Annotated in this window: 20 protein-coding genes, 1 tRNA gene and 1 pseudogene; 13 read left to right on the top strand and 9 right to left on the bottom strand. The window is 68.0% G+C overall.

Going from position 1 to position 21,453, the window contains the following annotated elements; translation table 11 throughout:
* Window positions 1-177 precede the first annotated feature (177 nt).
* The gene (locus tag F9288_RS01740; RefSeq protein WP_254621028.1) at window positions 178-3,213 is read left to right on the top strand and encodes a TonB-dependent receptor; all 3,036 of its coding nucleotides are present in this window, start codon (window positions 178-180) and stop codon (window positions 3,211-3,213) included.
* A gap of 40 nt (window positions 3,214-3,253) precedes the next feature.
* On the opposite strand, the gene F9288_RS01735 is transcribed toward F9288_RS01740, so the two are convergent.
* Window positions 3,254-3,329, bottom strand: a tRNA-Thr gene (locus F9288_RS01735).
* Between the two features lie 141 nt (window positions 3,330-3,470).
* Here F9288_RS01735 and F9288_RS01730 point away from each other — a divergent pair.
* From F9288_RS01730 to F9288_RS01710, 5 genes are all read left to right on the top strand, one after another.
* On the top strand, window positions 3,471-4,724 hold the full coding sequence (locus F9288_RS01730; protein ID WP_174834981.1) for a hypothetical protein: 1,254 nt from the start codon (window positions 3,471-3,473) through the stop codon (window positions 4,722-4,724).
* A 294-nt stretch (window positions 4,725-5,018) separates the two neighbouring features.
* Window positions 5,019-9,644, top strand: coding sequence for an NAD-glutamate dehydrogenase domain-containing protein (locus F9288_RS01725; RefSeq protein WP_174834980.1), 4,626 nt, complete (start codon window positions 5,019-5,021; stop codon window positions 9,642-9,644).
* 163 nt (window positions 9,645-9,807) lie between these two features.
* Complete coding sequence (locus tag F9288_RS01720; protein WP_254621027.1) at window positions 9,808-10,206, top strand: hypothetical protein; 399 nt, start codon at window positions 9,808-9,810, stop codon at window positions 10,204-10,206.
* Between the two features lie 78 nt (window positions 10,207-10,284).
* Window positions 10,285-12,315, top strand: a complete 2,031-nt coding sequence (locus F9288_RS01715) for a TonB-dependent receptor (protein WP_174834979.1) — start codon at window positions 10,285-10,287, stop codon at window positions 12,313-12,315.
* 17 nt (window positions 12,316-12,332) lie between these two features.
* Window positions 12,333-12,845 (top strand): YcnI family protein, encoded by a 513-nt coding sequence (locus F9288_RS01710; RefSeq protein WP_174834978.1) that lies wholly within the window; start codon window positions 12,333-12,335, stop codon window positions 12,843-12,845.
* A gap of 52 nt (window positions 12,846-12,897) precedes the next feature.
* On the opposite strand, the gene F9288_RS01705 is transcribed toward F9288_RS01710, so the two are convergent.
* The 3 genes from F9288_RS01705 to F9288_RS01695 form a co-directional block, all read right to left on the bottom strand.
* On the bottom strand, window positions 12,898-13,395 hold the full coding sequence (locus tag F9288_RS01705; protein ID WP_254621026.1) for a Dps family protein: 498 nt from the start codon (window positions 13,393-13,395) through the stop codon (window positions 12,898-12,900).
* A 67-nt stretch (window positions 13,396-13,462) separates the two neighbouring features.
* On the bottom strand, window positions 13,463-14,029 hold the full coding sequence (locus F9288_RS01700; RefSeq protein WP_174834976.1) for a TMEM165/GDT1 family protein: 567 nt from the start codon (window positions 14,027-14,029) through the stop codon (window positions 13,463-13,465).
* 6 nt (window positions 14,030-14,035) lie between these two features.
* Entirely contained in the window at window positions 14,036-14,341 is a 306-nt protein-coding gene (locus F9288_RS01695; RefSeq protein WP_174834975.1) for a hypothetical protein, read from the bottom strand.
* Between the two features lie 165 nt (window positions 14,342-14,506).
* Between F9288_RS01695 and rpmG the strand changes: the two genes are divergently transcribed.
* Window positions 14,507-14,674 (top strand): 50S ribosomal protein L33, encoded by a 168-nt coding sequence (gene rpmG, locus F9288_RS01690; protein ID WP_007407030.1) that lies wholly within the window; start codon window positions 14,507-14,509, stop codon window positions 14,672-14,674.
* 87 nt (window positions 14,675-14,761) lie between these two features.
* Here the strand turns inward: rpmG and F9288_RS01685 are convergent.
* The 5 genes and pseudogenes from F9288_RS01685 to F9288_RS01665 form a co-directional block, all read right to left on the bottom strand.
* Window positions 14,762-14,953: pseudogene (locus tag F9288_RS01685) on the bottom strand (two-component system response regulator); the annotation flags it as partial.
* The gene (locus F9288_RS01680) at window positions 14,932-16,611 is read right to left on the bottom strand and encodes a recombinase family protein (protein ID WP_174834973.1); all 1,680 of its coding nucleotides are present in this window, start codon (window positions 16,609-16,611) and stop codon (window positions 14,932-14,934) included. The pseudogene F9288_RS01685 and the gene F9288_RS01680, both read right to left, overlap by 22 nt.
* A 45-nt stretch (window positions 16,612-16,656) precedes the next feature.
* The gene (locus tag F9288_RS01675) at window positions 16,657-17,166 is read right to left on the bottom strand and encodes an N-acetyltransferase (RefSeq protein ID WP_155178374.1); all 510 of its coding nucleotides are present in this window, start codon (window positions 17,164-17,166) and stop codon (window positions 16,657-16,659) included.
* 3 nt (window positions 17,167-17,169) lie between these two features.
* Entirely contained in the window at window positions 17,170-17,580 is a 411-nt protein-coding gene (locus F9288_RS01670) for a DUF1778 domain-containing protein (protein WP_217482578.1), read from the bottom strand.
* Complete coding sequence (locus F9288_RS01665) at window positions 17,577-17,969, bottom strand: hypothetical protein (protein WP_155178376.1); 393 nt, start codon at window positions 17,967-17,969, stop codon at window positions 17,577-17,579. The genes F9288_RS01670 and F9288_RS01665 overlap by 4 nt, the downstream gene beginning before the upstream one ends.
* Window positions 17,970-18,018: 49 nt before the next feature.
* Between F9288_RS01665 and F9288_RS01660 the strand changes: the two genes are divergently transcribed.
* The 6 genes from F9288_RS01660 (at window position 18,019) to F9288_RS22340 (ending at window position 21,448) form a co-directional block, all read left to right on the top strand.
* Complete coding sequence (locus F9288_RS01660) at window positions 18,019-18,258, top strand: DUF6429 family protein (RefSeq protein WP_155178378.1); 240 nt, start codon at window positions 18,019-18,021, stop codon at window positions 18,256-18,258.
* A 133-nt stretch (window positions 18,259-18,391) separates the two neighbouring features.
* Entirely contained in the window at window positions 18,392-18,919 is a 528-nt protein-coding gene (locus F9288_RS22005) for a DUF736 domain-containing protein (RefSeq protein ID WP_230461242.1), read from the top strand.
* 481 nt (window positions 18,920-19,400) lie between these two features.
* The gene (locus F9288_RS01650) at window positions 19,401-20,069 is read left to right on the top strand and encodes a DNA methyltransferase (RefSeq protein WP_155178380.1); all 669 of its coding nucleotides are present in this window, start codon (window positions 19,401-19,403) and stop codon (window positions 20,067-20,069) included.
* Window positions 20,070-20,111: 42 nt separating this feature from the next.
* Window positions 20,112-20,351, top strand: coding sequence for a hypothetical protein (locus tag F9288_RS01645; RefSeq protein WP_155178382.1), 240 nt, complete (start codon window positions 20,112-20,114; stop codon window positions 20,349-20,351).
* Window positions 20,352-20,827: 476 nt separating this feature from the next.
* Complete coding sequence (locus tag F9288_RS01640; protein WP_155178384.1) at window positions 20,828-21,094, top strand: DUF2285 domain-containing protein; 267 nt, start codon at window positions 20,828-20,830, stop codon at window positions 21,092-21,094.
* An 18-nt stretch (window positions 21,095-21,112) separates the two neighbouring features.
* Window positions 21,113-21,448, top strand: a complete 336-nt coding sequence (locus F9288_RS22340) for a DUF6499 domain-containing protein (protein ID WP_368076192.1) — start codon at window positions 21,113-21,115, stop codon at window positions 21,446-21,448.
* Window positions 21,449-21,453 lie beyond the last annotated feature (5 nt).

Here is a 21,453-nt window from a genome sequence, read left to right as displayed (position 1 = left end):
CGGGGTGACGGAACCTTCCGGTAACCATTCGTAGAGGGAGACGGGGCAAAAGGCGCCGCACGGCACGAATCAACGGTTCGGCCCGCGTCGCGCGAATATCAAGACACCGTTCCTGCGACCGGGATCGACGCCGCCATCGGTTCGATGCGCGACGTAGATAACGCAGGGGTGTAATCCGTGAAGACGGTTCTGGTCCGTTCCCGTATCGCGTGTGGCGCAAGCGCGCTGGCGCTGCTCGCTCTCGCCGGCCCGGCTTTCGCGCAGCAGGACGCGCCCGGTGCCGCCGCGATGGGCGCGGACGACGCTTCCGTCCCCGATGTCGTCGTCACCGGCTCGCGCATCGCGCGCCCGGCGTTCGAGACGGTCCAGCCGACGCAGGTGGTCGGCGCGGCTCAGATCGACAATCGCGGCTATACCAATGTCGCGCAGGCGCTGGGCGAGATCCCCGCCTTCGGCCCGCCGGGCAGCAGCGCGGCCGGCACGCAATCGCCGTTCGGCGCGGGGCAGACCTTCGTCGATTTCTTCGGCCTCGGGTCGCAGCGCACGCTCGTGCTGGTCGACGGCCGCCGCTTCGTCTCGTCGAACACCGCGACGATCTTCGGTCCGGTCAGCCCCGGCACGCAGGTCGATCTCAACAACATCCCGACCTCGCTGATCGAGCGGATCGAGACGGTCACGGTCGGGGGCGCGCCGATCTACGGCTCGGACGCGATCGCCGGCACCGTCAACGTCATCCTGAAGCACGACTATCAGGGGCTGGAGCTGAAGCTCCAGTCCGGCGTTTCGCAGCGCGGCGACGCCCCCGATACGCAGGCCGCGCTGCTCGCCGGCCGGAATTTCGCGGACGGGCGCGGCAACATCACCGTCTCCGGCGAATATGATCGCGCCACCGGCCTCACCGCCGGCGACCGCGACGTGACCGAGCGCGGTTATTTCTTCGGGACGCCGCCCGCCTCGGCCAATTCGCCTTATGGTCAGGTCGTCTATCCCGCGCGGCGCTTCACCGCCTTCACCGCCGGCGGCGTGCCGTTCGCGGCGGACGATTATCTCGCCGCGCGCTCCGGCATCCGCAATGCCGCCGGCCAGCTCCTCCAGTTCGGGCCGAACGGTACATTGGTGCCGCTCGATCTCGGCACCGTCATGCGGCAGGGGTTCATCAGCAGCGGCGGCAACGGATTCGACATGCCGGCGCAGGCCAACCTGCTGACCGATTCGGAACGCTATATCGGCACCGTCCGCGCCAGCTATCAGCTCACCGACAATATCCGCTTCTTCGGCGAGGGCTGGTATAGCCATTCCCGCGCGACCAACCTGATCGACGAGCCGAACTACAACACCGCCTTGTTCGGCCCCGCCGGCACGTCCAACGGCAATATCGCGATCCGACTGGACAACCCTTATCTCTCCGACGCGGACCGCGCGATCATCGCGGCGAACCTGCCGGCCGGGCAGGAGGAATTCTATCTCGGCCGCGCGCTTTCCGATCTCACCACCGGCCGCGCCGAGACCACCGTCGAGACGTGGCGCGTGGTCGGCGGGTTCGACGGGACGGTCGGCCTGCTCGGCCGCGACTTCAAGTGGGAAGCCTCCGCCGTCTATGGCCGGTCGCAGGCGGACAGCCGCATCGACAAGCTGGTCGAGCAGAATTTCCTCAACGCGCTCGACGCGGTGAACGACGGCAACGGCAACATCATCTGCCGCCCCGGCGCGGTGAACGCGCCGATCCAGACGATCAGCTCGACCTGCGCGCCGCTCAATATCCTCGGTTCGGGGCAGGCGAGCAAGGCGGCGCGCGATTATGTCATGGCGGTCGCCACGCCGCGCTCGGTCAACGAGCAGATCGTGTTCAACGCCAACATCAAGGGTCCGGCCTTCACGCTGTTCGGCAACGACGTGAAGATGGTCGTCGGCTACGAGCATCGCGAGGAGCGCACGCGCTTCGATCCCGGCGCCTATTTCTACGGCGATCCGCAGCCGGATGGGTCGCGGACGCCTTATGGCCGCTCGATCCCGGTCGATCCGGTCGCCGGCCGGTTTCACACCAACGAGGTGTTCGGGGAGATCGTGGCGCCGTTCGTGACGGCGCGCAACGGCCTCAGGTGGCTGCACACGCTCGAGTTCGACGGCTCGGCGCGCTACGTCCGCAACTCGCTGTCGGGCGGCGACCTCACCTGGAGCGCGGGCGGCCGCGTCGGCTTCGTGCCGGACGTGACGTTCCGCGGCAACTTCACCCGCTCGATCCGCTCGCCCGCGATCACCGAGGCGTTCAACCCGTCCTCCACCGCTTATGACGCGGGGGCGGACCCGTGCGACGCGCGCTTCGCCGGCAACGGGCCGAATCCGGCGGTGCGCAAGGCGAATTGCGCGGCGGCCGGCATCGACACGGCGACCTTCTCCTCGAACTTCAGCAGCTTCGAGCTGCCCGTCACCGTGGCCGGCAACCCCGATCTGCGCAACGAGAAGGCGAATAGCTGGACGCTCGGCGCGATCGTCCAGCCGTCCTTCGCGCCAGGCCTGGCGCTGGCGGTCGACTGGGTGAGCATCAGCCTGAAGGATGCGATCGTCACGCTCGACGGCGCCTCGATCCTCAACGCCTGCTATGACGCGCCGGGCTATCCCAACGCCTTCTGCAAATTGTTCGATCGCGACGCCGCCGGCCAGATCACGGCGATCCGCGAAGGCTATTACAATGCCGCCAGCTACAAGTCGGCCGGCTTGCAGGCGACGCTCTCCTATCGCCTGCCGCTGGAACGGATCGGGGTGGCGGATAGCGGCGCGCTCGGTTTCGCGGTGAATTATTTCTATCGCGACAAGCTGGAGACGCGCGTCGGCACCGACGACATCAACCATATCGCGGGCGAGATCGGCTATCCCCGCCATTCCGGCACCGCCAACCTCAGCTACGAGGGCAGGGCGCTCGATGTGCTCGTGCAGGCGCAATATGTCGGCAAGGGCAGGTTCGACATGGATGCCGCGCCGGACGCGACCGATGTCGCGGGCGTCGGCGACTGGTGGCTGTTCAACGCCACCGTCGGCGTGAAGGTGAACGAGCGGTTCGGGTTGAAGCTCATCGTCGACAATCTGTTCGACGTGACGCCGCCCTATCCGGCGCCGATCGACAGCGGCACGGGCACTTTTGGCAGCAGCACCCGCGCCTATTTCTCCGGGATCATGGGCCGCTATTTCCGCGCCGCCGCGACGGTGAGGTTCTGATTCTGCCGGGGGGAGGAGCGGCGCTTCGCTTTTTCGGAAATGGTGCCGCTTACAGGACTCGAACCTGTGACCCCCGCATTACGAATGCGATGCTCTACCAGCTGAGCTAAAGCGGCCCTGGGCACGCCCGATGGCGTGTCGAGGCGGCGCGCCTAGCAGGACTGCGGGGCGCTGGCAAGCGCGGCGGCGTTTACCTCTCCTTTACCATGAAGGGGGCACAATCGCCGCGTTACCGACTTGTGCGTCGAGGGGATTTTATGGACACCGCCCACGGCTTTGATCACGGCCGGCCGCATGACAGCGATCCGGCTGACGGCGGGGTCGGCGAGGCGATCCTGGACATCGGCACCGACGAGCGCCGGATGCATGTGCGCGCCTATAACCACTGGGTGTCGCTGCTGAAGGGGCGCGCCTATCCCTCGATCGAGGATCTCGATCCCGCCGGCATCGCCGATTTCGGGGCGCATAGCGTGCTGATCGATTTCACGCGCGGGATCGAGGACCCGGAGATCCAGTTCCTCGGCCGCGCGCTGCGCGAGGAATGCGGGCTGGATCACGCGATCACCCGCATCGCCGAGGTGCCGGCGCGCTCGCTCCTCTCGCGGCTGACCGATCATTATCTCCAGATCATCGCCAATCGCGCGCCGATCGGGTTCGAGGCTGAGTTCGTCGGCACGCGTGGCCACCAGACGCTCTATCGCGGCATCCTGATGCCCTTCTCCTCCAGCGACGACCGGATCGATTACATCTACGGCGTCATCAACTGGAAGGAAGTGCTGGGCAGCGAGGAGCAGGCGCGGCTGGGCGTGGAGCTTGCCGCGTCGATGCGCGCGGCGTCCGCGCCGGCGGTCGAGGAGCCGGCCGATGCGCCGGCGGTATGGGCGGATGGCCCGAGCCGGCTGTCCGATGCCGCGGAGGCGGCGGAAGCGGCGTCCGCGCATTCGCTCGGCGACCGGCTGGCGCTGGCGCGGGAGAGCGCGGCGGCGGCGCGCGCCTCCGACGTGCGCAGCCGCGCGGCGCTGTATCGCGCGCTCGGCCGGGCGCATGATTTCGCGCTCGCCGCCGGCGACGATGCGGAAGGGCTGGCCGAGCTGCTTGAGGATGCCGGGCTGACGCAGCAGGCGCGCGCGCCGATGACGCCGATCGTCAAGCTCGTCTTCGGCGCCGACTATGACAAGACGCGCATCACCGAATTCGCCGCCGTGCTGGGCTTCGCGCAGCGCGAGGGCGTGCCGATGGGCGGGCTGGTGGCGTTCATCGACGAATATCCGTCCGGCGTGAAGGGCATCGTCGCGGCGGAGCGCGCGCTGCGCCGTCCGGCGAAGGCACCGGTCGCCCCGGTGGCGAGGGAGCGGGCGCCGATCGCGCATGTCGCGATCGACACGGGCGCGGCGGCGGGCGAGATCGTCGTGCTCGTCGCGCGGGCGAACGGGGAAGGCGCGCTCGACGTTCTGGGTGCCGTCGCCAACGACAGCCGCCTCGCCAATCGCGCCCTGGCCGCGCTCGACTGAGCGTTTTCCGCGCAGCGATGCAATAACGTCACAGGTCGCGCGGTCGCCGCGCGAACGGCGCCGCCGATGCGCTGTGCGCAACGAAGTCGCGGAGTTGCCGTGGCGCGTGTCCGCGCGCACGATCGCTGCCGTCCGGCCCGCGTTTCCGCCCGAAAATTGCGGGCATGCCGCGGCGGCGAGAAACCGCCCGCGGCCGCGTTTCGACAGCGCGCAACGCGGCTCCGCAGCATCGCAAATTGCCGCATTTCCCACAAGTCTTGAGCCTCGCGGCGGGTGGGCGCATAGCTTGGCCCCATGTCAAGGTCATCGCTCAAGGCGCTTTCCGAAGCGCTTGCCGCCCGTCTCATCCACCGCGCATTGCCGGGAGAGCTCCAGGGCTTCGGCCCGGCCGAGCAGACGGAGGCCGCCGCCTTCCTTGCCGCGACCGCCGAGCGGCGGCCCCCCGGCACGGTGGCGATCGCGCTGGAGCAGCTTCCCGGCGACGCCGGCGCGCGGCGCCAGCGGCTGGCGATCGTCAACGACGACATGCCGTTCCTGGTCGATTCGATCGCGGCGGCGATCGCCGCGCATGACATCGCGATCGATCGCATCATCCACCCGGTGATCGCCGTCACGCGCGATGCCGAGGGCCTCATCAAGGGCGTGTCCGATCATGAGGGCACGCGCGAATCGATGATCTATATCGAGATGCAGCGCGCCGACGCGCGCGAGCGTCGCGATCTGGTGTCCGATATCGAGGCCGCGCTGGCGGACGTGCGCGCGGCGGTTTCCGACTGGCGCGCGATGCAGGCGACGCTCGCCGCCGATGCCGGCGCGATCGAGGATACCGGCGGATCGAGCGAGGGCGCCACGCTGATGCGCTGGTTCCTCGACCGGCACTTCACGCTGCTCGGGCATGAGCGCTGGTATGCCGACGGGCGTGCGGCGCGCGATGCGCTCGGCATCGCGCGCAACGCGCACAAGGTGCCGCTGCTCGCCGCGCGCTCGCTCGAACTGGCGATGGACTATTTCGCCAAGGGCGGCGAGGCCCCGCTGATGTTGAAATCCAGCCTGATCGCGCTGGTGCATCGCCGGATGCCGATCGACCTCATCATCGTGCCGCTGCGCGAGGGCGGCCGGAACATCGGCCTGTCGATCCACGCCGGGCTGTGGACCAGCGCCGCGCTCTCCGCGCCGCCGCGCGCGGTGCCGGTGCTGCGGCAGCGGCTCGCCGATCTTGAGGGGAAGTTCGGCTTCGACCCCGCCGGCCATACCGGCAAGGCGCTGGCGCATGCGATGGGGGCGCTGCCGCACGATCTGGTGATCGCGTTCGACGCGGAATCGCTGGAGCGGCTGGCGCTGATCGCGATGAGCATCGCGGATCGCCCGCGCCCGAAGCTGGTGCTGGTGCGCTCGCCGCTCGGGCGGCAGCTGTTCGGCTTCGTCTGGCTGCCGCGCGACGAGCTGACCACGGCGCGCCGCGTCGCGATCGGCGAGATGATCGCGGAATCGGCCGGCGGCGCGATCCTCAACTGGACGGTGGCGATGGAGGACGGCAACACCGCCCTCATCCGCTACACCGTCGATCTGCGCACCGCGAGCGGGATGCCGGACGAGCAGGCGCTCGACGCGCAGCTCGAGAAGATGGTGCGCGGCTGGGTGCGCGATGTCGAGGCGGCGCTGATGGAGCGCGTGCCGGCGCAGCGCGCGGCGCGGCTGTCGCTACGCTGGGCGGCGGCCTTCCCGATGAGCTACCGCACCGTCGGCACCGCGGAGGAGGCGGCCGAGGACGTGCTGCGGCTTGCCGAGCTGGACGGCCCCGGCGATCGCCAGGTCCGGCTCGATCCCGTCGCGCGCGCGGGCGAGCGGCGGCTCAAGATCTACAAGACCAACGGCGCGCTCGCGCTGTCGGACGCGGTGCCGGTGCTGGAGAATTTCGGTTTCCGCGTGATCGGCGAATGGCCGACGCAGATGCGCGAGGAGGCGGACAGCTACGTCCACGATTTCTCGCTGGAGGCGAAGGACGCCGACGGCGCCGTGGCGAAGGAGGTGCTGGAGGGCGCGGTCGCCGCCGTGCTGAAGGGCGAGGCGGAGAATGACGAGTTCAACCGCCTGATCCTCGACGTCGGCCTCGCGCCCGATGCCGTGGTGCTGCTCCGCGCGTGGTTCCGCTACCTGCGCCAGGCGGGAATGAGCTACGGCCTCGCCACCGTCGTCGACGCGCTCGGGCGCGCCCCGGCGGTGACGCGCGCGCTGATCGAGCGTTTCACCTTCAGCCACAAGCCGGGGGCGAAGGGCGACGAGGCGGCGATCGAGGCGGCGATCGAGACGGGCCTCGAAGCGGTCAGCGCGATCGACGACGATCGCATCCTGCGCGCCTATCGCGCGGTGATCGGCGCGACGCTGCGCACCAACGCCTTCACCGACGCGGGGCGCGAGGCGCTGGCGTTCAAGCTCGACAGCGCGCGCATCCCCGGCCTGCCCGCGCCGCTGCCGTGGCGCGAGGTGTGGGTCTATTCCCCGCGCGTCGAGGGCATCCACCTGCGCGCCGGCCCGGTGGCGCGCGGCGGCCTGCGCTGGTCCGACCGGCGCGACGACTTCCGCACCGAGATCCTCGGGCTGATGAAGGCGCAGCGCGTGAAGAACGCGGTGATCGTGCCGACCGGCGCGAAGGGCGGCTTCTATCCCAAGCAGCTCCCCAATCCGGCCGCCGATCGCGACGCCTGGCTGGCGGAGGGCACGGAGAGCTATCGCATCTTCATCCGCACGCTCCTGTCGATCACCGACAATATCGTCGGCGGCAAGGTGGTGCATCCGAAGGGTGTGGCGATCCATGACGGCGACGATCCCTATTTCGTCGTCGCCGCCGACAAGGGCACCGCGACGTTCAGCGACGTCGCCAACGCCATCGCGCTGGAACGGAACTTCTGGCTCGGCGACGCCTTCGCGTCGGGTGGCTCGCACGGTTATGACCACAAGGCGATGGGCATCACCGCCAAGGGCGCGTGGATTTCGGTCCAGCGCCACTTCGCCGAGCGCGGGTTGGACGTGCAGACCGACACGATCCGCGTCGTCGGTTGCGGCGACATGTCCGGCGACGTGTTCGGCAACGGGATGCTGCTCAGCAAGACGCTGAAGATCGTCGCGGCCTATGACCACCGCCACATCTTCCTCGATCCCGATCCCGACCCCGCGAAGAGCTGGGACGAGCGCGCGCGGCTGTTCGCGCTGCCGCGATCGAGCTGGGACGATTATGACAAGGCGCTGATCTCCAGCGGCGGCGGCGTCTTCCCGCGCAGCGCCAAGTCGATCCGCCTGACCCCGGAGGTGAAGGCCGCATTGGATATCGCGGCGGATGAGCTGGAGCCGGCGGCGCTGATCTCGGCGATCCTGAAAAGCCCGGTGGACCTGATCTGGTTCGGCGGCATCGGCACCTATATCAAGGCGGCGGCGGAGAATAACGCCAATGTCGGCGATCCCGCCAACGACCGGCTGCGCGTCGATGCGGAGGACCTGCGCGCGATCGCGGTGGGCGAGGGCGCCAATCTCGGCGTGACTCAGGCCGCGCGCATCGCCTTCGCTTCGCGCGGCGGGCGCATCAACACCGACTTCATCGACAATTCGGCCGGCGTCGATTGCTCGGACAATGAGGTGAACATCAAGATCGCGCTCAACCGCGAGATGATGGAGAAGCGCCTGTCGTTCGAGGATCGCAACGCGCTGCTCGGCACGATGACCGATGATGTCGCGCATCTCGTGCTGGAGGACAATCGCCTCCAGACGCTGGCGCTGTCGATCGCCGAGGGCGACGGCGCGCGCGGCCTGCCGAGCTACGTCCGGCTGATCGAGATGTTCGAGGACGCCGGCAAGCTCGACCGCAAGGTGGAGGGGCTGGCGAGCAACGATGACCTGCTGCGGCGCGGCATCGAGGGGCGCGGGCTGACCCGGCCGGAGCTGGCCGTGCTGCTCGCCACCGCCAAGCTGTCGTTGCAGGACGCGATCGAGCGTGCGACGCTCGCCACCGACGCGGCGATGAAGGGCGATCTCCAGGCCGCCTTCCCGGTGGCGATGCAGGAGAAGTTCGGCGAGGCGATCGACGAGCACCGGCTGCGCGGCGAGATCGTCGCGACCAAGCTCGCCAACCGCATCGTCAACCGCATCGGCGTGCTCCATCCGTTCGAGCTGGCCGAGGAGGAGGGCGCGGCGCTGTCCGACATCGCGGCGATGTTCGTCGTGGCGGAGCGGCTGCTCGACCTGTCGGCGCTGTGGCGGGAGATCGAGACCACGGCGATGCCGGAATCCGGCCGGCTCGCGCTGTTCGATGAGGTGGCGGCGGCGACCCGTTCGCAGATCGCCGACCTGCTCCGCGTCACCGCGCCGGGCACCGCGCCGGAGGCGGTGTTGAAGCGGATCGGCAAGGGCGTCGCCAATCTCGACGCGCACACCCGCGAGCTGCTGCTCGAGGAAGCGCGTGCGCAAAGCGGCCGCATCGCTTCCGCGCTGGAGGCGGCGGGCGCGCCGGCCGGGCTGGTCGCCAAGGTCGTGCGGCTGTTCGAGCTGGATGGCGCGGTCGGCCTCGCCGATCTCAGCGAGCGGCTCGGGTTGGACGAGACGAAGGTGACGAAGGCGTTCACCCGGCTCGGGCAGGCGCTCGGCCTGGACTGGGCGCAGACCTGCGCGGCGCGCATCACCTCCAGCGATCCGTGGGAGCGGTTGCTGATCGCCGGCCTCGCGCGCGACTTCCAGCAATTGCGGCTCGATTTCCTCGCCCGTGGCGGCAAGGGCGATCCCGCGAAGCTGGTCGGCGAATGGCTGGACGCCAACCGCCCGCGTGTCACGCAGTTCAAGGCCTTGGTCGATCGCGCGCGTCACGCGCCCGCGCCCAACGCCGCGATGCTGGCGCAGATCGCCGGGCAGGCGCGAGTATTGCTCGGGCGCTAGGAGTCTCCCTTCCCACTCCAGCCCTCCGCCGAAGGGGGCTGGAGCGCCCGTGTCAAATGTGATCCACCCCGGCCTGCGCCGGGGTGGAAAACAGGCGATCCCGATCTGACGCGCGATGTTCTAATCGCATGACAACCTTCCCCCGCGCCGCTAACGCCCGCGCATGGCCGCGCTGCGTCGCCTCCTGCGTACCTGCCCCGCGCTCGCCGCGCTGATCGTCGCGGCGGCGCTGGCGGTGCGCGTGCTGGTGCCGGCGGGTTTCATGCCGACGCTCGATGGCGGCCGCATCGTGATCGGCATCTGTAACGGCTACGGCCCGGCGACGATGGCCATCGCCATCCCCGGTCTCGAACATCATGACGGCGAGGACGGCGACCGCGCGCACAGCCCGTGCGCCTTCGCCGATCTCGCGTTGCCGATGATCGGCGGGGCGGACCCGGTCCAGCTCGCCGGGGCGCTGCTGTTCATCCTCGCCCTCGCGCTGCTGCTCGCCGAGGCGCTGCCGCCGCGTGCCGCCGCCCGGCTTCGCCCGCCATTGCGCGGGCCACCCCTCGTCGCCTGATCCGGCGGGCCGCGCGCGGCCCGATATCAGCGACATATCCGGCGCGCGGCGGGTCCGTGCGCCGCAAAGGGGTTATCCATGTTCAGGACCATTCAGGCGGCATTGCTCGCCTCGACCTTCGTTGCCGCGCCCGCGCTCGCCGCCGATGCGGACGGGCGCCAGCCCGACGTCATCGTCACCGCCGGGGCGCAGCGGGACGATCCGGCCGTCGTCGCCGCCGCGCGCGAGCGGCTGGCGCGGACGCCGGGCGCGGTGGCGGTGGTCGCCGCCGAAACCTATGAGGATCGTAGCGTCACCGGCCTCTACGATCTGCTGCGCGACGTGCCGGGCGTGCTCGCCAACAAGCGCTACGGCGACGAATCGCGGCTGTCGATCCGCGGCTCGGGGCTGGACCAGAGCTATCACCAGCGCGGCGTGCTGCTCGCGCAGGACGGCGTGCCCTTCGCGGATGCCGACGGCTTCTCGGACTTCCAGAAGATCGACCCGCTCGGCGCGCGCTATATCGAGGTCTACAAGGGCGGCAACGCGCTGCGCTTCGGCGGGGCGCAGCTTGGCGGCGCGGTGAACCTCATCACCCCCAACGGCAAGACCGCCGAGACGCCGCTCGACTTCCGCGTCGAGGGCGGCTCCTATCGAACATGGCGCGCCCGTGCCGCCGGCGCGGGCAGGGCCGGCGCGTTCGATTATTACGCCTCGGTCGACAGCTATCATTCCGGCGGCTACCGCCAGCAGGAGAAGTCCGACACGACACGCGGCACGGTCAACTTCGGCTACAGCTTCGGCGACGACAATGAAATCCGCCTGATCGGCTATGCCGCCGATATCCGGCAGGGCGTGCCCGGCGCGCTGACGCTCTCCGACGCGCTCGACAATCCGCGCTATGCCGGCGACGGCGTGGTGGCGCGCCGGCAGGCGCGCGACCAGAATGTCGAGCGCGTCACGCTCCAGACGCGGCTGCGGCTCAGCGACAATGTGGTGTTCGAAGGCGGCGCCTATGCGACGCAGACCGACCTGCACCATCCGATCTCGATCGTGATCGATCAGGACACCGATACGCACGGGCTGTTCGGCCGCTTCGACGTGACCGGGGAGATAGCGGGACACAAGGCCGACCTGTTCTTCGGCGCCTATTACCGGGCGGGGGGCACGGAGCAGGACCTGTATCTCAACTTCGCCGGCCAGGATGGGCCGCGCATCGGCGACGCGCGGCAGCTCGCGAGCGGGCTGGACGTGTTCGCGGAGGGACGGTTGTTCGTCCTGCCCGATCTGGCCCTGGTTGCGGGCGGATCATGGGGCCACGCGACGCGCGACTATCACGACCGGCTCGCCGACGCGCGCGACGCGGCGGATTACGACTGGTTCGCCCCGCGCATCGGCCTGCTGTTCGAGCGTGGCGCGACGCAGGTCTATGCGAACTACACGCGATCGGTCGAGCCGCCGCATTTCGGCGCGCTGACGCAGGCCAACACCAGCGGATCGGTGTTCGTGCCGCTCGACCCGCAACGCGCGTGGACGGCGGAAATCGGCACGCGCGGGCGGGCCGGGGCCTTCACCTGGGACGTGGATTATTATCGCGCGGATATCGACGGCGAGCTGCTGAGCTTCCTCCCCGCCGCCAACCTGCCGGCGAGCGTATTCAACGCCGGCCGCACGCGCCATCAGGGCGTGGAGGCGAGCCTCGACTGGCGGTTCGCGCGTCGCTTCCGGCTGCGGCAGACCTACGCCTGGTCCGATTTCCGCTTCGTCGGCGATCCGCTCTATCGCGACAACCACCTGCCGGTCGCGCCCGAGCATCAATATCGCGTCGCGCTGCGCTACGACGGCGCGCACGGCATCTATCTGGAGCCGTTCCTCGACTGGCGGATGAAATCGGTGTGGGTCGATTACGCCAATACGATGAAGGCGCCCGGCTATGCGGTGCTGAACCTGAGTGGCGGCTTCGCGATCGGCGCGGCGACGATCTTCGTCGACGCCCGCAACCTCGGCGACAAACATTATGCCGCCGAGTTCGGCGCGATCACCGACGCGAGCCTGCCCGGCATCAACCGCGTCGTCTTCTATCCGGGGGAGGGGCGTTCGGTGTTCGGCGGCGTCCGCTTCGCCTTCTGATCGGGAAAGGGAAAGCCATGCGTATCGTTGCGATGCTCGCCGCCGTGTCCGCGCTGACCGGCGCGGCGGCCGAGGCCCATATCGTCTTCGCCGAGCCGGAGGCGCCGGCGGGCGGCTATCATGCCGGCTTCCTGCGCGTCACCCACGGCTGCGGTGATTCGCCGACGCGTTCGATCCGGGTGGAGATACCGGAAGGCGTGATCTCCGCGCGGCCGCAGCCCAAGGCGGGCTGGACGCTCGCGATCGAGCATCAGCCGCTCAAGGCGGCGGTGAAGGGTGAGGGCGGCGCGCTCGTCACCGAGCGCGTTTCCGCGATCACCTGGACGGGCGACCTGGCGGCCGACCAGTTCGATCAGTTCGGGGTGATGATGAAGTTGCCGGCGGCGGCGGGGCCGCTCTATTTCCGCACGGTGCAGCGCTGCGCCGTGGGGAGCAACGACTGGGTCAACATCCCCGCGTCGCCCGCCGCGTGGCATATGACGGCGATGCCCGCGCCGATGCTGTTGCTGCGCGCCGCGACGGCGCATTGAACGCGCGGCGGGCCGGGAGCGAAGGCGCTCTCCCGGCCCGCCGCCAGCGCCTTCAGATCTTGCGGCTGGCCTCGAACAGGAACCAGGCGCGCGTCTCGGCCTGGTCGGTCCATTCGTCGACGATGCCGCTGGTGGCGTTGTCCTTCGCCTCCTCGGCGGCGTCCTTCACCGCGCGGAAGCTCTCGACCAGCTTGAGGTTGTCGTCGCGCAGCTCGGCCAGCATCGCCTCGGGCGCGACGAAGGGCTGGTCGTTGTCCTTGATCGTCTGGTGCCGTGCGACGTCGCCGATCGAGCGCAGGGTGGTGTTGCCGGTCTTGCGCACGCGCTCCGCGATCGCGTCGGTGACGGCGAATATCTGCGCGGCCTGATCGTCCAGCAGCAGGTGATAGTCGCGGAAATGCGGGCCGGAGACGTGCCAGTGGAAATTCTTGGTCTTGAGATAGAGCGCGAAGCAATCGGCCAGCGCCGAATTGAGCGCATCCGCCACCGATTTGGTTTCGTTGCGGGCGAGATCGCTCGGCGTCTTCAGGTTGGGATTGGTGTTCGCCACGTCATGTCCTCCGTTGATCGGTTTCGTTGCGTTAACGGACCAATCGCCGAATCGCTCCATTGGAAAATCAGATCAGAGCGATCGACCGCAGCATCAGGAAAGCGCCGGCGAGGACCAGCGCCGCGCCGATCGCGATGCCGGTCGCGCGGCGCGGCAGCGCGATCCAGCGCGCCTCGCCGATCACGATCGCGGGCACCGTCACCGCCAGCGCGCCGAGCGTCGCGCCCACCGCCGCGAGCCACGGCAGCGGCGATCGCATGGCGAGCCCGGCGGCGATGAACTGCATCCGGTCGCCGAGCACCATGATCGCGAGGCCGAGGAAGCTCGTCGCCGCCGCGCCCAGCCGCCAGCCTTCCAGTCGCTCAGGCGCCTTGTCGCGCCACGACGTGCCGATCCCGGCAAGCACCAGCGCCAGCCCGAGCAGCAGGCCCTGTGCTTCCGGCGCGAGCAGCGGGCCGATCAGGATGCCGCCCAGCGCCCCCAGCGCGTAATTCGCCGCCAGCGCCAGCGCCGCCGCCGCGATCACCACGCCGCGCGCGCGATAGCGATCGGCGAGGATCGCGGCGAGCCATGGGGTGCGATCGCCGATCTGGCACAGCGCGCCCAGCACCAGCGCGGCCATCAGCGCGTCCATGGGAACTCAGGCGAATCGCACCTGACAGGCGGCGGCGAAGGCATCGGAGGTGGCGTCATCCTGCCGCTCGCTATGCACCGCCTCGCCGAGCATCGCGAGCCAGTCCTGCACCAGCGCGCCATGCTCGCCGCGCGCCAGCGCCGATTCGAGCAGATGTGCCACCGTCACCGCCGGCAACATGCCGTTGCGGTGCGCGATGCGGCGAATCGCATCGATCTCGCGCGCGATGCCGCCCGTGCCGCGCCGCCATTCGATCGCGACGATCCGCCGTGTCAGTTCGGCGCGGATTTCCGAGAAATCATCCTCTTGCATGATATCGCTCCCCCAGTGCGAAGGAGGATGCGCGCAAGCGGTAAAGGCGGCGTTAACCGCCGCCGGCGCTTGACATGCGGCGCGCCTTGCGCCATTCGCCCACCCCTGTCAGCGGCGCGCGCTTGCTCGCCGCTCTTTTTCGTTTCGCAAGCACAGGAATTGGTCATGGCCAAGCCGACCACCGTCAAGATCAAGCTCGTCAGCTCGGCCGACACCGGCTTCTTCTACGTCACCAAGAAGAACCCGCGCACCAAGACCGAGAAGCTGTCGTTCAACAAGTACGACCCGGTCGTGCGCAAGCACGTCGAGTTCAAGGAAGCCAAGATCAAGTGACGCCGCCGGCGGCGTGAACGCGCCGCCCGCGTCCCTTGTGGCAGCGGGAGCCGCAGGCGATATGCCGGCGGCTCTTTTGTTGCGTCTTCACACCAGCGCGCCCACCGCGTCCATGAAGCGCGCCAGGCTGATCGGCTTGGAGACATAGGCCACCGCGCCCGCCGCGCGGATGCGGTCCTCGTCGTCGCGGCCGGCATAAGCGGTGACGGCCATCACCGGAATCTCGCGCAATTCCTCGTCGGCCTTCAGCTCGAGGATCAGTTCGTGCCCGGTGACGTGCACCATTTCGGTCCAAAACCGCGAGTCCCTAGCACCGCCGCCTCTACGCCAGAGACGGCGGTGAGGGTGCGTAGCAACTCGGTGCGCGTGCCGCAGATTCGCACATCCGTCTTGCTATGGACCTCGACCCGCTGAGCGACGGCACGCACATGGTTCCGCGCATAGGAGCCGTCGTCATGGCGCAGCTTATGTTTCGCGGCCAGCGCGAACGCATGAAGGCTCTCGACGGTGATCTCCGGGCTGATGCGCTCGATATGCGCGACAGCCCGCTCGGCATCCCCTCGGGCCTGGTCGCGGAGGGTGGTCAGCTCGGCGATGCGCGCCTTGAGCGACGGATCGCCCATATCGACCACTCCATTCTCGATCGCCTCATAGAGTCGGGAGAGCTTGGTATCGGCCTCCGTCGCCCGACGCTCCATCTCGGCGACGTGCTGGCGGCGCTCCGTCACCCATTCCTCACGCCGGGCGATAAGCTGGTCCATCAGCACTTCAAGCCGAGCGGGATCGAGCAGCCGCTTCTCCAGATGCTCGATCACGGCCTCGTTCAGCCGGTCCATCGGCAGAGAGACGCCGGGGCAACCCGTTTTCCCCTTCGTGGCTTTGGTCGCGCAGGTGTAGTAGCGATACTCCTGACCGCTCCGGCTGGTGCCCGTGCGCAGCGTCATCGCCGCACCGCAGCAGGCGCAGAAGCAGATGCCCGTCAGAAGCGTCGAACCGCCCACCGCGCGCGGCGGCATCATCTTGGGGCTGCGCGCCTTCAATGACCGCTGCACGGCCTCGAACTCGGCCACCGTGACAATCGGCGGCACTTCCATGATGGCGTGCTCGGCCTCGGGCTTCCGACGCCCCTTCTTGACGTCATAGGTGTTGAAACGGTGCTGGCCGATATAGGTCGTGCGCGTCAGCACCTGATGCACCATGCCCTTGCCCCAGCGCCCACCATAGCGTGTGCGGATATTGTTCTCGTTGAGCCAGCACGCGATAGCCATGACTCCGATCGGCCCGCGTCCATCGGCGCCCTCCAGCGCCAGGCGGAAAATCCGGCGCACCGTCTCGGCATGGATCGGATCGATCTCCAGCTTCTTCTTGATCTTCGTGCCCCGCTGCTCGGCCTCGACCACGCGGTAGCCGATCGGCGGACGGGCGCCGTTCCAGAAGCCTTGCCGCGCGTTCTCGTTCATCGCGCGTAGCGTATGCTTGGCAGTCTCTTTCGACTGATATTCGTCGAACAGCGTCATGATCCTGCGCATCATCTCGCCCGCGGGATCATCGCCGAGAACCTGCGTGATCGAGACAAGCTGCACGCCGTTCTTCGCCAGCTTGCGGACGTAGAACTCGAACTGGAACTGATCGCGGAAGAAGCGCGAGAAGCTATGCACGACCACCACGTCGAACGCGGGAGGCCTCTCCATCGCCGCATCGATCATATCCTGGAAGGCGGGACGGCGATCGTCGGTGCCCGAGACGCCCGGCTCGACGAACTCGGCCGCGACCTCCCAGCCGTTCGAGAGGCAGTAACCCTCAAGCTGGCGGCGTTGATCGGGGATCGACAAGTCGTGATCCGCCTGGCGCGGAGTGGAAACGCGCAGGTAGAGCGCGGCGCGAGCCGTCGCCACGACCGGCGGCGTCTCGGGTTTGGCGGGGGCGACAGTCGCCATGACAACATCCTTTCATCAACCTGCGGCCCACAGCGGCGACCGCGACTACATTTTCTCCAGCCCCCGCCCCGCCGAGGACGCCAGCAGGAACAGCCGGTTCGGCCGCCGCGGGAAGGGCGCAAAGCCAAGCCCTTCGTAGAAAGCTGCCGCGCGTTCATCCTTGGCGTCGACGATGATGGCCAGCACCGCCAGCGTTTCCGCGGCGCCGAGAATGCGGCGTATCGCATCCACCGCCAGCACTTCACCGAAGCCCTTGCCACGCATCCGAACGTCCCGTGCAAGGCGTCCGATCAGCGCCGCTGGATAACCGCTCTCGTAGCGCGGCAGCTTGCGCGCGATTTCCTCCGGCAATTCGCCCAGCTCCAGCTTGAAGGCGCTCAGGCTGTAAAAGCCGACGACGCCCAACTCCGAATCCGCTGCGACGAAGACACGCGCGACATCGCGGCGGTCATCCTGACCGGCGCGTCGCCGGAACCAGCCATCCAGATCGGCCTGCCCGCAAGAGAAGCGCGACCGATCGTGATGCTTGCCGAGGGCTTCAAAGACGATCGCCAATCGTCAGCCCACGAGATCGCGGTGACGGCGCATGGCCGCGATCAGCCGCTCGGACGGCTCCGGCGGGTTCATCAGCGCCTCGAAGAAGGCATCCCGATCTGCGCCGGTCAGCACCAGGCGTTGATGCTCGTCCAGCACGCGCCGCGCGCCTTCATAGGCCAGATCACCGGCCGTCAGGCCAGTGACCGCCGTCGCCTGTTGAATCAAATCCTTGGCCGACGCGCTCACGCGCAGCTCGATCCGCTCGCGCTTGATCTCGCGCTCCGGTTTCCGGCGTTTCTGAACGGCTGACATGCCCGATCTCCTTTGACCGTTAATGTACGGCATAATACCGTGCCAGTCAACTTCGCCGAAGCGCGTGGGCCGCATCATCCGATCGTAGAAGCACGGGACAGCAGAGCCGATTTTCATCATGGCAGCGACCCGAACAGGGCGTCCAGTTCCTCACGAAAAGCGCCTTCGATGACGCGCAGCTCGGCATCGCCGATGGGAACCTGCTCGGGCCAGTCGTCGGTAACGATTATCGGCGCGCTGGTAGCGCTCCTGCGAGACGATGCGCGCGTCGGATGCGGCTGCATGTAATCGTGCAGGTCTTCCAGCCCTTCCGACCAGCCGCGGGGTGCGCGGCGGCGACGTTTGCGAGAGAGTGCCATATGCTCAAGCTGCCGCGCATCTCTCGGGAATCCAGCAAAATCGCCCTTGGCCGCATACGTGCCGGTCCCGTAGCGGCGGCGGCGGGATTCGGCGCACGGCGGCGCAAGGCGGAAATAGCGAAGCGTAGCGTAGCAGAGATACGTGCTCACGGCGGGATCGCGGATGCCGTGTGCAGCCCGGTTTGCTATCCTTCCGCACATGGACTCGCGGACGCACATCGACACTGACAGAATCGACGAGGCGGTGCTTGCCCTGCTGTGGCTCAACCGCAGCACCACCGGCACGGCCTGGAAAGGCTTCGACTGGAGCGCGATGGATCGACTGCACGAACGCGGACTGATTTCCGATCCGGCGCGCAAGGCGAAGTCGGTGCATCTGACGGACGAAGGCATGGCCGAGGCTGAGCGCCTGTTCAACGCGCTGTTCGCTCGCCCCTGAATCCTGCCACGCCGATGCGAAAGCCATAACCCGGCCATCGCTGGTGGCTCCGCTGAAATGCCGGGTGCATCAGTGTCTCCCGTCCTGCCTGCCTGACCGACCCTCGCGGCCTCCCTCGTGGCTTGATCTGTTCGTGTCCACCTGGCGGCGCAACGGCGCCGGGCAGCTTTTTTCCGCCGCCTTCGGCTTTGCAGCGCGAAGCAAAAAAGCCGCCCTTCGGCCGTCTCTTGGCCGCAAGCCCACCCCGCCGCGCAAGCGCGACGGGAACCCCGAGCAGCGGTGCGCAGCCGACTGTCCCCGATCCTCGACATGCCACGAGGCCGCGAAGGGCGCGGTCCCGAGTCAAGAAAGGACTGACGACATGATCTGCGGAAACTTCACGGCAACCGATCGCGGCTTCCACGGCGAAATCCGGTTTTTCGGCCTCAGCGAAAAGGTGGAAATCCTTCGGATCGACGACAAGGCAAGCGACAAGTCGCCCGACTATCGCATCGTTGCCGCCGACGACGAGCGCATCGAATTCGGCGTTGGCTGGCTCAAGGCCACCAAAGACCAGAAGCCTTACGCTTCACTCAAGCTCAATCCGGTCCTGGCGCCGGACGTTCATCTTCGGCTTGTCTCGACCGAGACAACCGGCAAGTTCGAGCTGAAGGTCGACTGATCGCGAGAGCGTCCCGCCAGCAATGGCGGGGCGCTCCCTTTCCGGTCCCGGATGGATCTTCACTGTATCCGCCAGCGCCGCTCACCCTGGCGACCTGCCGCACAATGATCGCAATCTCAGGCTGGGGCTGACCGAGCAGGGATCGGCCTATGGCCGAGCCGGTATCCCGGCTGTCCTCTGCGTGAGTGGAAAAGAGGGCGGGACAAGCCCGCAAAGCGAGCCCGCCCACGCGGGCAGGTCTTCCCGTGCGCGCCGCCTGGGCGGCGCGATCGTTGCTAAGGACGTTGTCCTCGCGCCGGTCAAGGTAAGTGGAACCGTCCGGGGCGGTATCCCCACCTTCCGCGGCTTCGCCTTGTGCAGGCGGGTGATTCCCCTCCGCCCCGGCCGCCCTTGCCCCGTTGCTACCCTTGGCTCGCCGCCGGGCAGAAGTTCAGGCGCGGCATTCCGCTTCGCTGAACTTCAGACCCAAAGGATTTGAGACATGACCAGCAAGGCACAGGCTCCCCGCAATGTGATTTTCAACGGTGATTGCATTGAAGTGATGCAGGCTTTCGATAGCGGCACGGTGGATTTCATCCTGACCGATCCGCCCTATGTGACCCGCTACCGGGACCGTCAGGGCCGCAAGGTTGCCAATGACGATAACGGCCGGTGGCTGCGTCCGGCGTTTCGGGAAATGCACCGCGTCCTGAAGGATGGCGGTTTCGCGGTTTCCTTCTATGGCTGGAACAAGGTGGATTTGTTCATGGACGCATGGAAGGCGGCGGGCTTCCGCGTCGTCGGCCATCTTGTGTTTCGCAAGCGTTATGCGTCATCGGCCCGCTTCCTCCGCTATGAGCACGAACAGGCTTATTTGCTGGCGAAGGGCAATCCGGCCCGGCCCGCGCGTCCTATCGCCGACGTGCTCGATTTTCCTTACAGCGGGAACCGTTTGCATCCCACGCAAAAGCCGGTTGAGGCGCTGACTCCGTTGATCGAGGCTTTCACGCAGCCGGGCGAGCTTGTGCTGGACCCGTTCAGCGGCAGCGGTTCGTCACTGGCGGCAGCCCAGCAACTCGGCCGCGACTGGACCGGCATCGAACTCGACAACGGCCATTACCACACCGCGAGCAAGCGGCTGGAACGCCCGGCGCGGAGGGTGGCGGCTTAGGCCGCCTCCCTTTCCGGCTCTCCCATTTTGAAAGGCACGATCATGGCCGCTCCCTATGTCGCCCGCTTCACGCGGCTGCACCCCAAGCTCTGGGCGCCCTACGGCATCACCGCCTATCCGTATGGTTTTCACGACTGGCCGCCCGAGGAAGCCGCCCCGGTCTGGATACCGCGAGCCCATATCATCACCGCGCGCGGCGCCGCGTTCCTCGACCTCGGCGATTGCACCACGCTTGAACAGGCGATCGAAGCCTGCTGGACCCATTTTGCAAGCCTTCGCTGACATCCCATGCCGCCGCCGACCCACCCAGGCCGGCGGCGGCCGCGCGTCCCAAAGGTCCGCGCGGCCGTCATGGCGCGCGCTCGCCGGGCGCTGCCCGGCTCGCAAGAGACAGTAGCCAGAACGGCATCCCCGTCCTAAGAAGGACGTGGGCCGCTACGCGGCGGCCTGGGGTTGGTAGCCCCACGTTCAACGGTTTGGCGCCGGCCGTGACGGCGCCGCCATCCTTGACCACATGGTCGGGGAGCCTGTGACGTATACAACAGGCTTCCGGGCTAAAGGTCACAGGGCCGATTGAACGCGGTTTACCACTCCCCGATCAGGGTCAGGAGCAAGTTTGCGGGGGCGCACCGCAGACAAACCGCTTCTCGCCCGGATCGACCGTTGCGGAGCGCGCGCGAAGCCATGCCCGCCGCGCGCATGGAATTGTCTCCGTTTCGGTCTAAAAGGTTAACGGGGACTGGAGGAACGGGGGCGTTATGACCGGCAAGCATTTCGAGGATCGCGCGCCCGACGCGCCGCGGCTTACCGCCTATGACGAGGATCACCTCGCCGACTATATCCGCCTGCTCGATACCGACGACGAGGGCGCCGACTGGCGAGATGCGGCGGCGCATATCTTCGGGATCGATCCCCGTGCCGAACCCGAGCGCGCCCGCGTGATGCACGAAAGCCATCTCGCCCGCGCGCGCTGGATGACCGAAGTGGGCTACGCATATCTCCTCGGCCCGCGCGCCACGGAATAGGTTAACATTCAGACCGGAATGGATTTTTCCGGTCGCGGATTCCGATGCGCGGGCGGCATCGCACCGCGCAGCCTTCGCGCTGTCGGGATGCAGCGCTTCTCCCGATCCTCGGCGGTCCAGACTCCGCACAAAGAGCGGCTGGGGAGGATGCTCATGCCGACACCGCCACGACGGCGCTCGCGACGTGCCGGCAATGCGCCGGCCACGCCCGGCCGCGCCGAATTCGCCGCCGCGTTCCTTCAACGCAACCGCCAGTATCGCGCAGAACGGGCGCGTCTCAGGCGCAACGCCCCGGCGAGCGAGCGAATAGCGCTCGCCCGCCGCTGGGGGTTGTCCTTTCGCCTACCTGCCTGATGAGC

Source organism: Sphingomonas sp. CL5.1 (assembly GCF_013344685.1).
Classification (GTDB): Bacteria; Pseudomonadota; Alphaproteobacteria; order Sphingomonadales; family Sphingomonadaceae; genus Sphingomonas.
The sequence above is the reverse complement of the archived record's forward strand: the minus strand, read 5'-3'. Positions and strand labels throughout refer to the sequence as shown.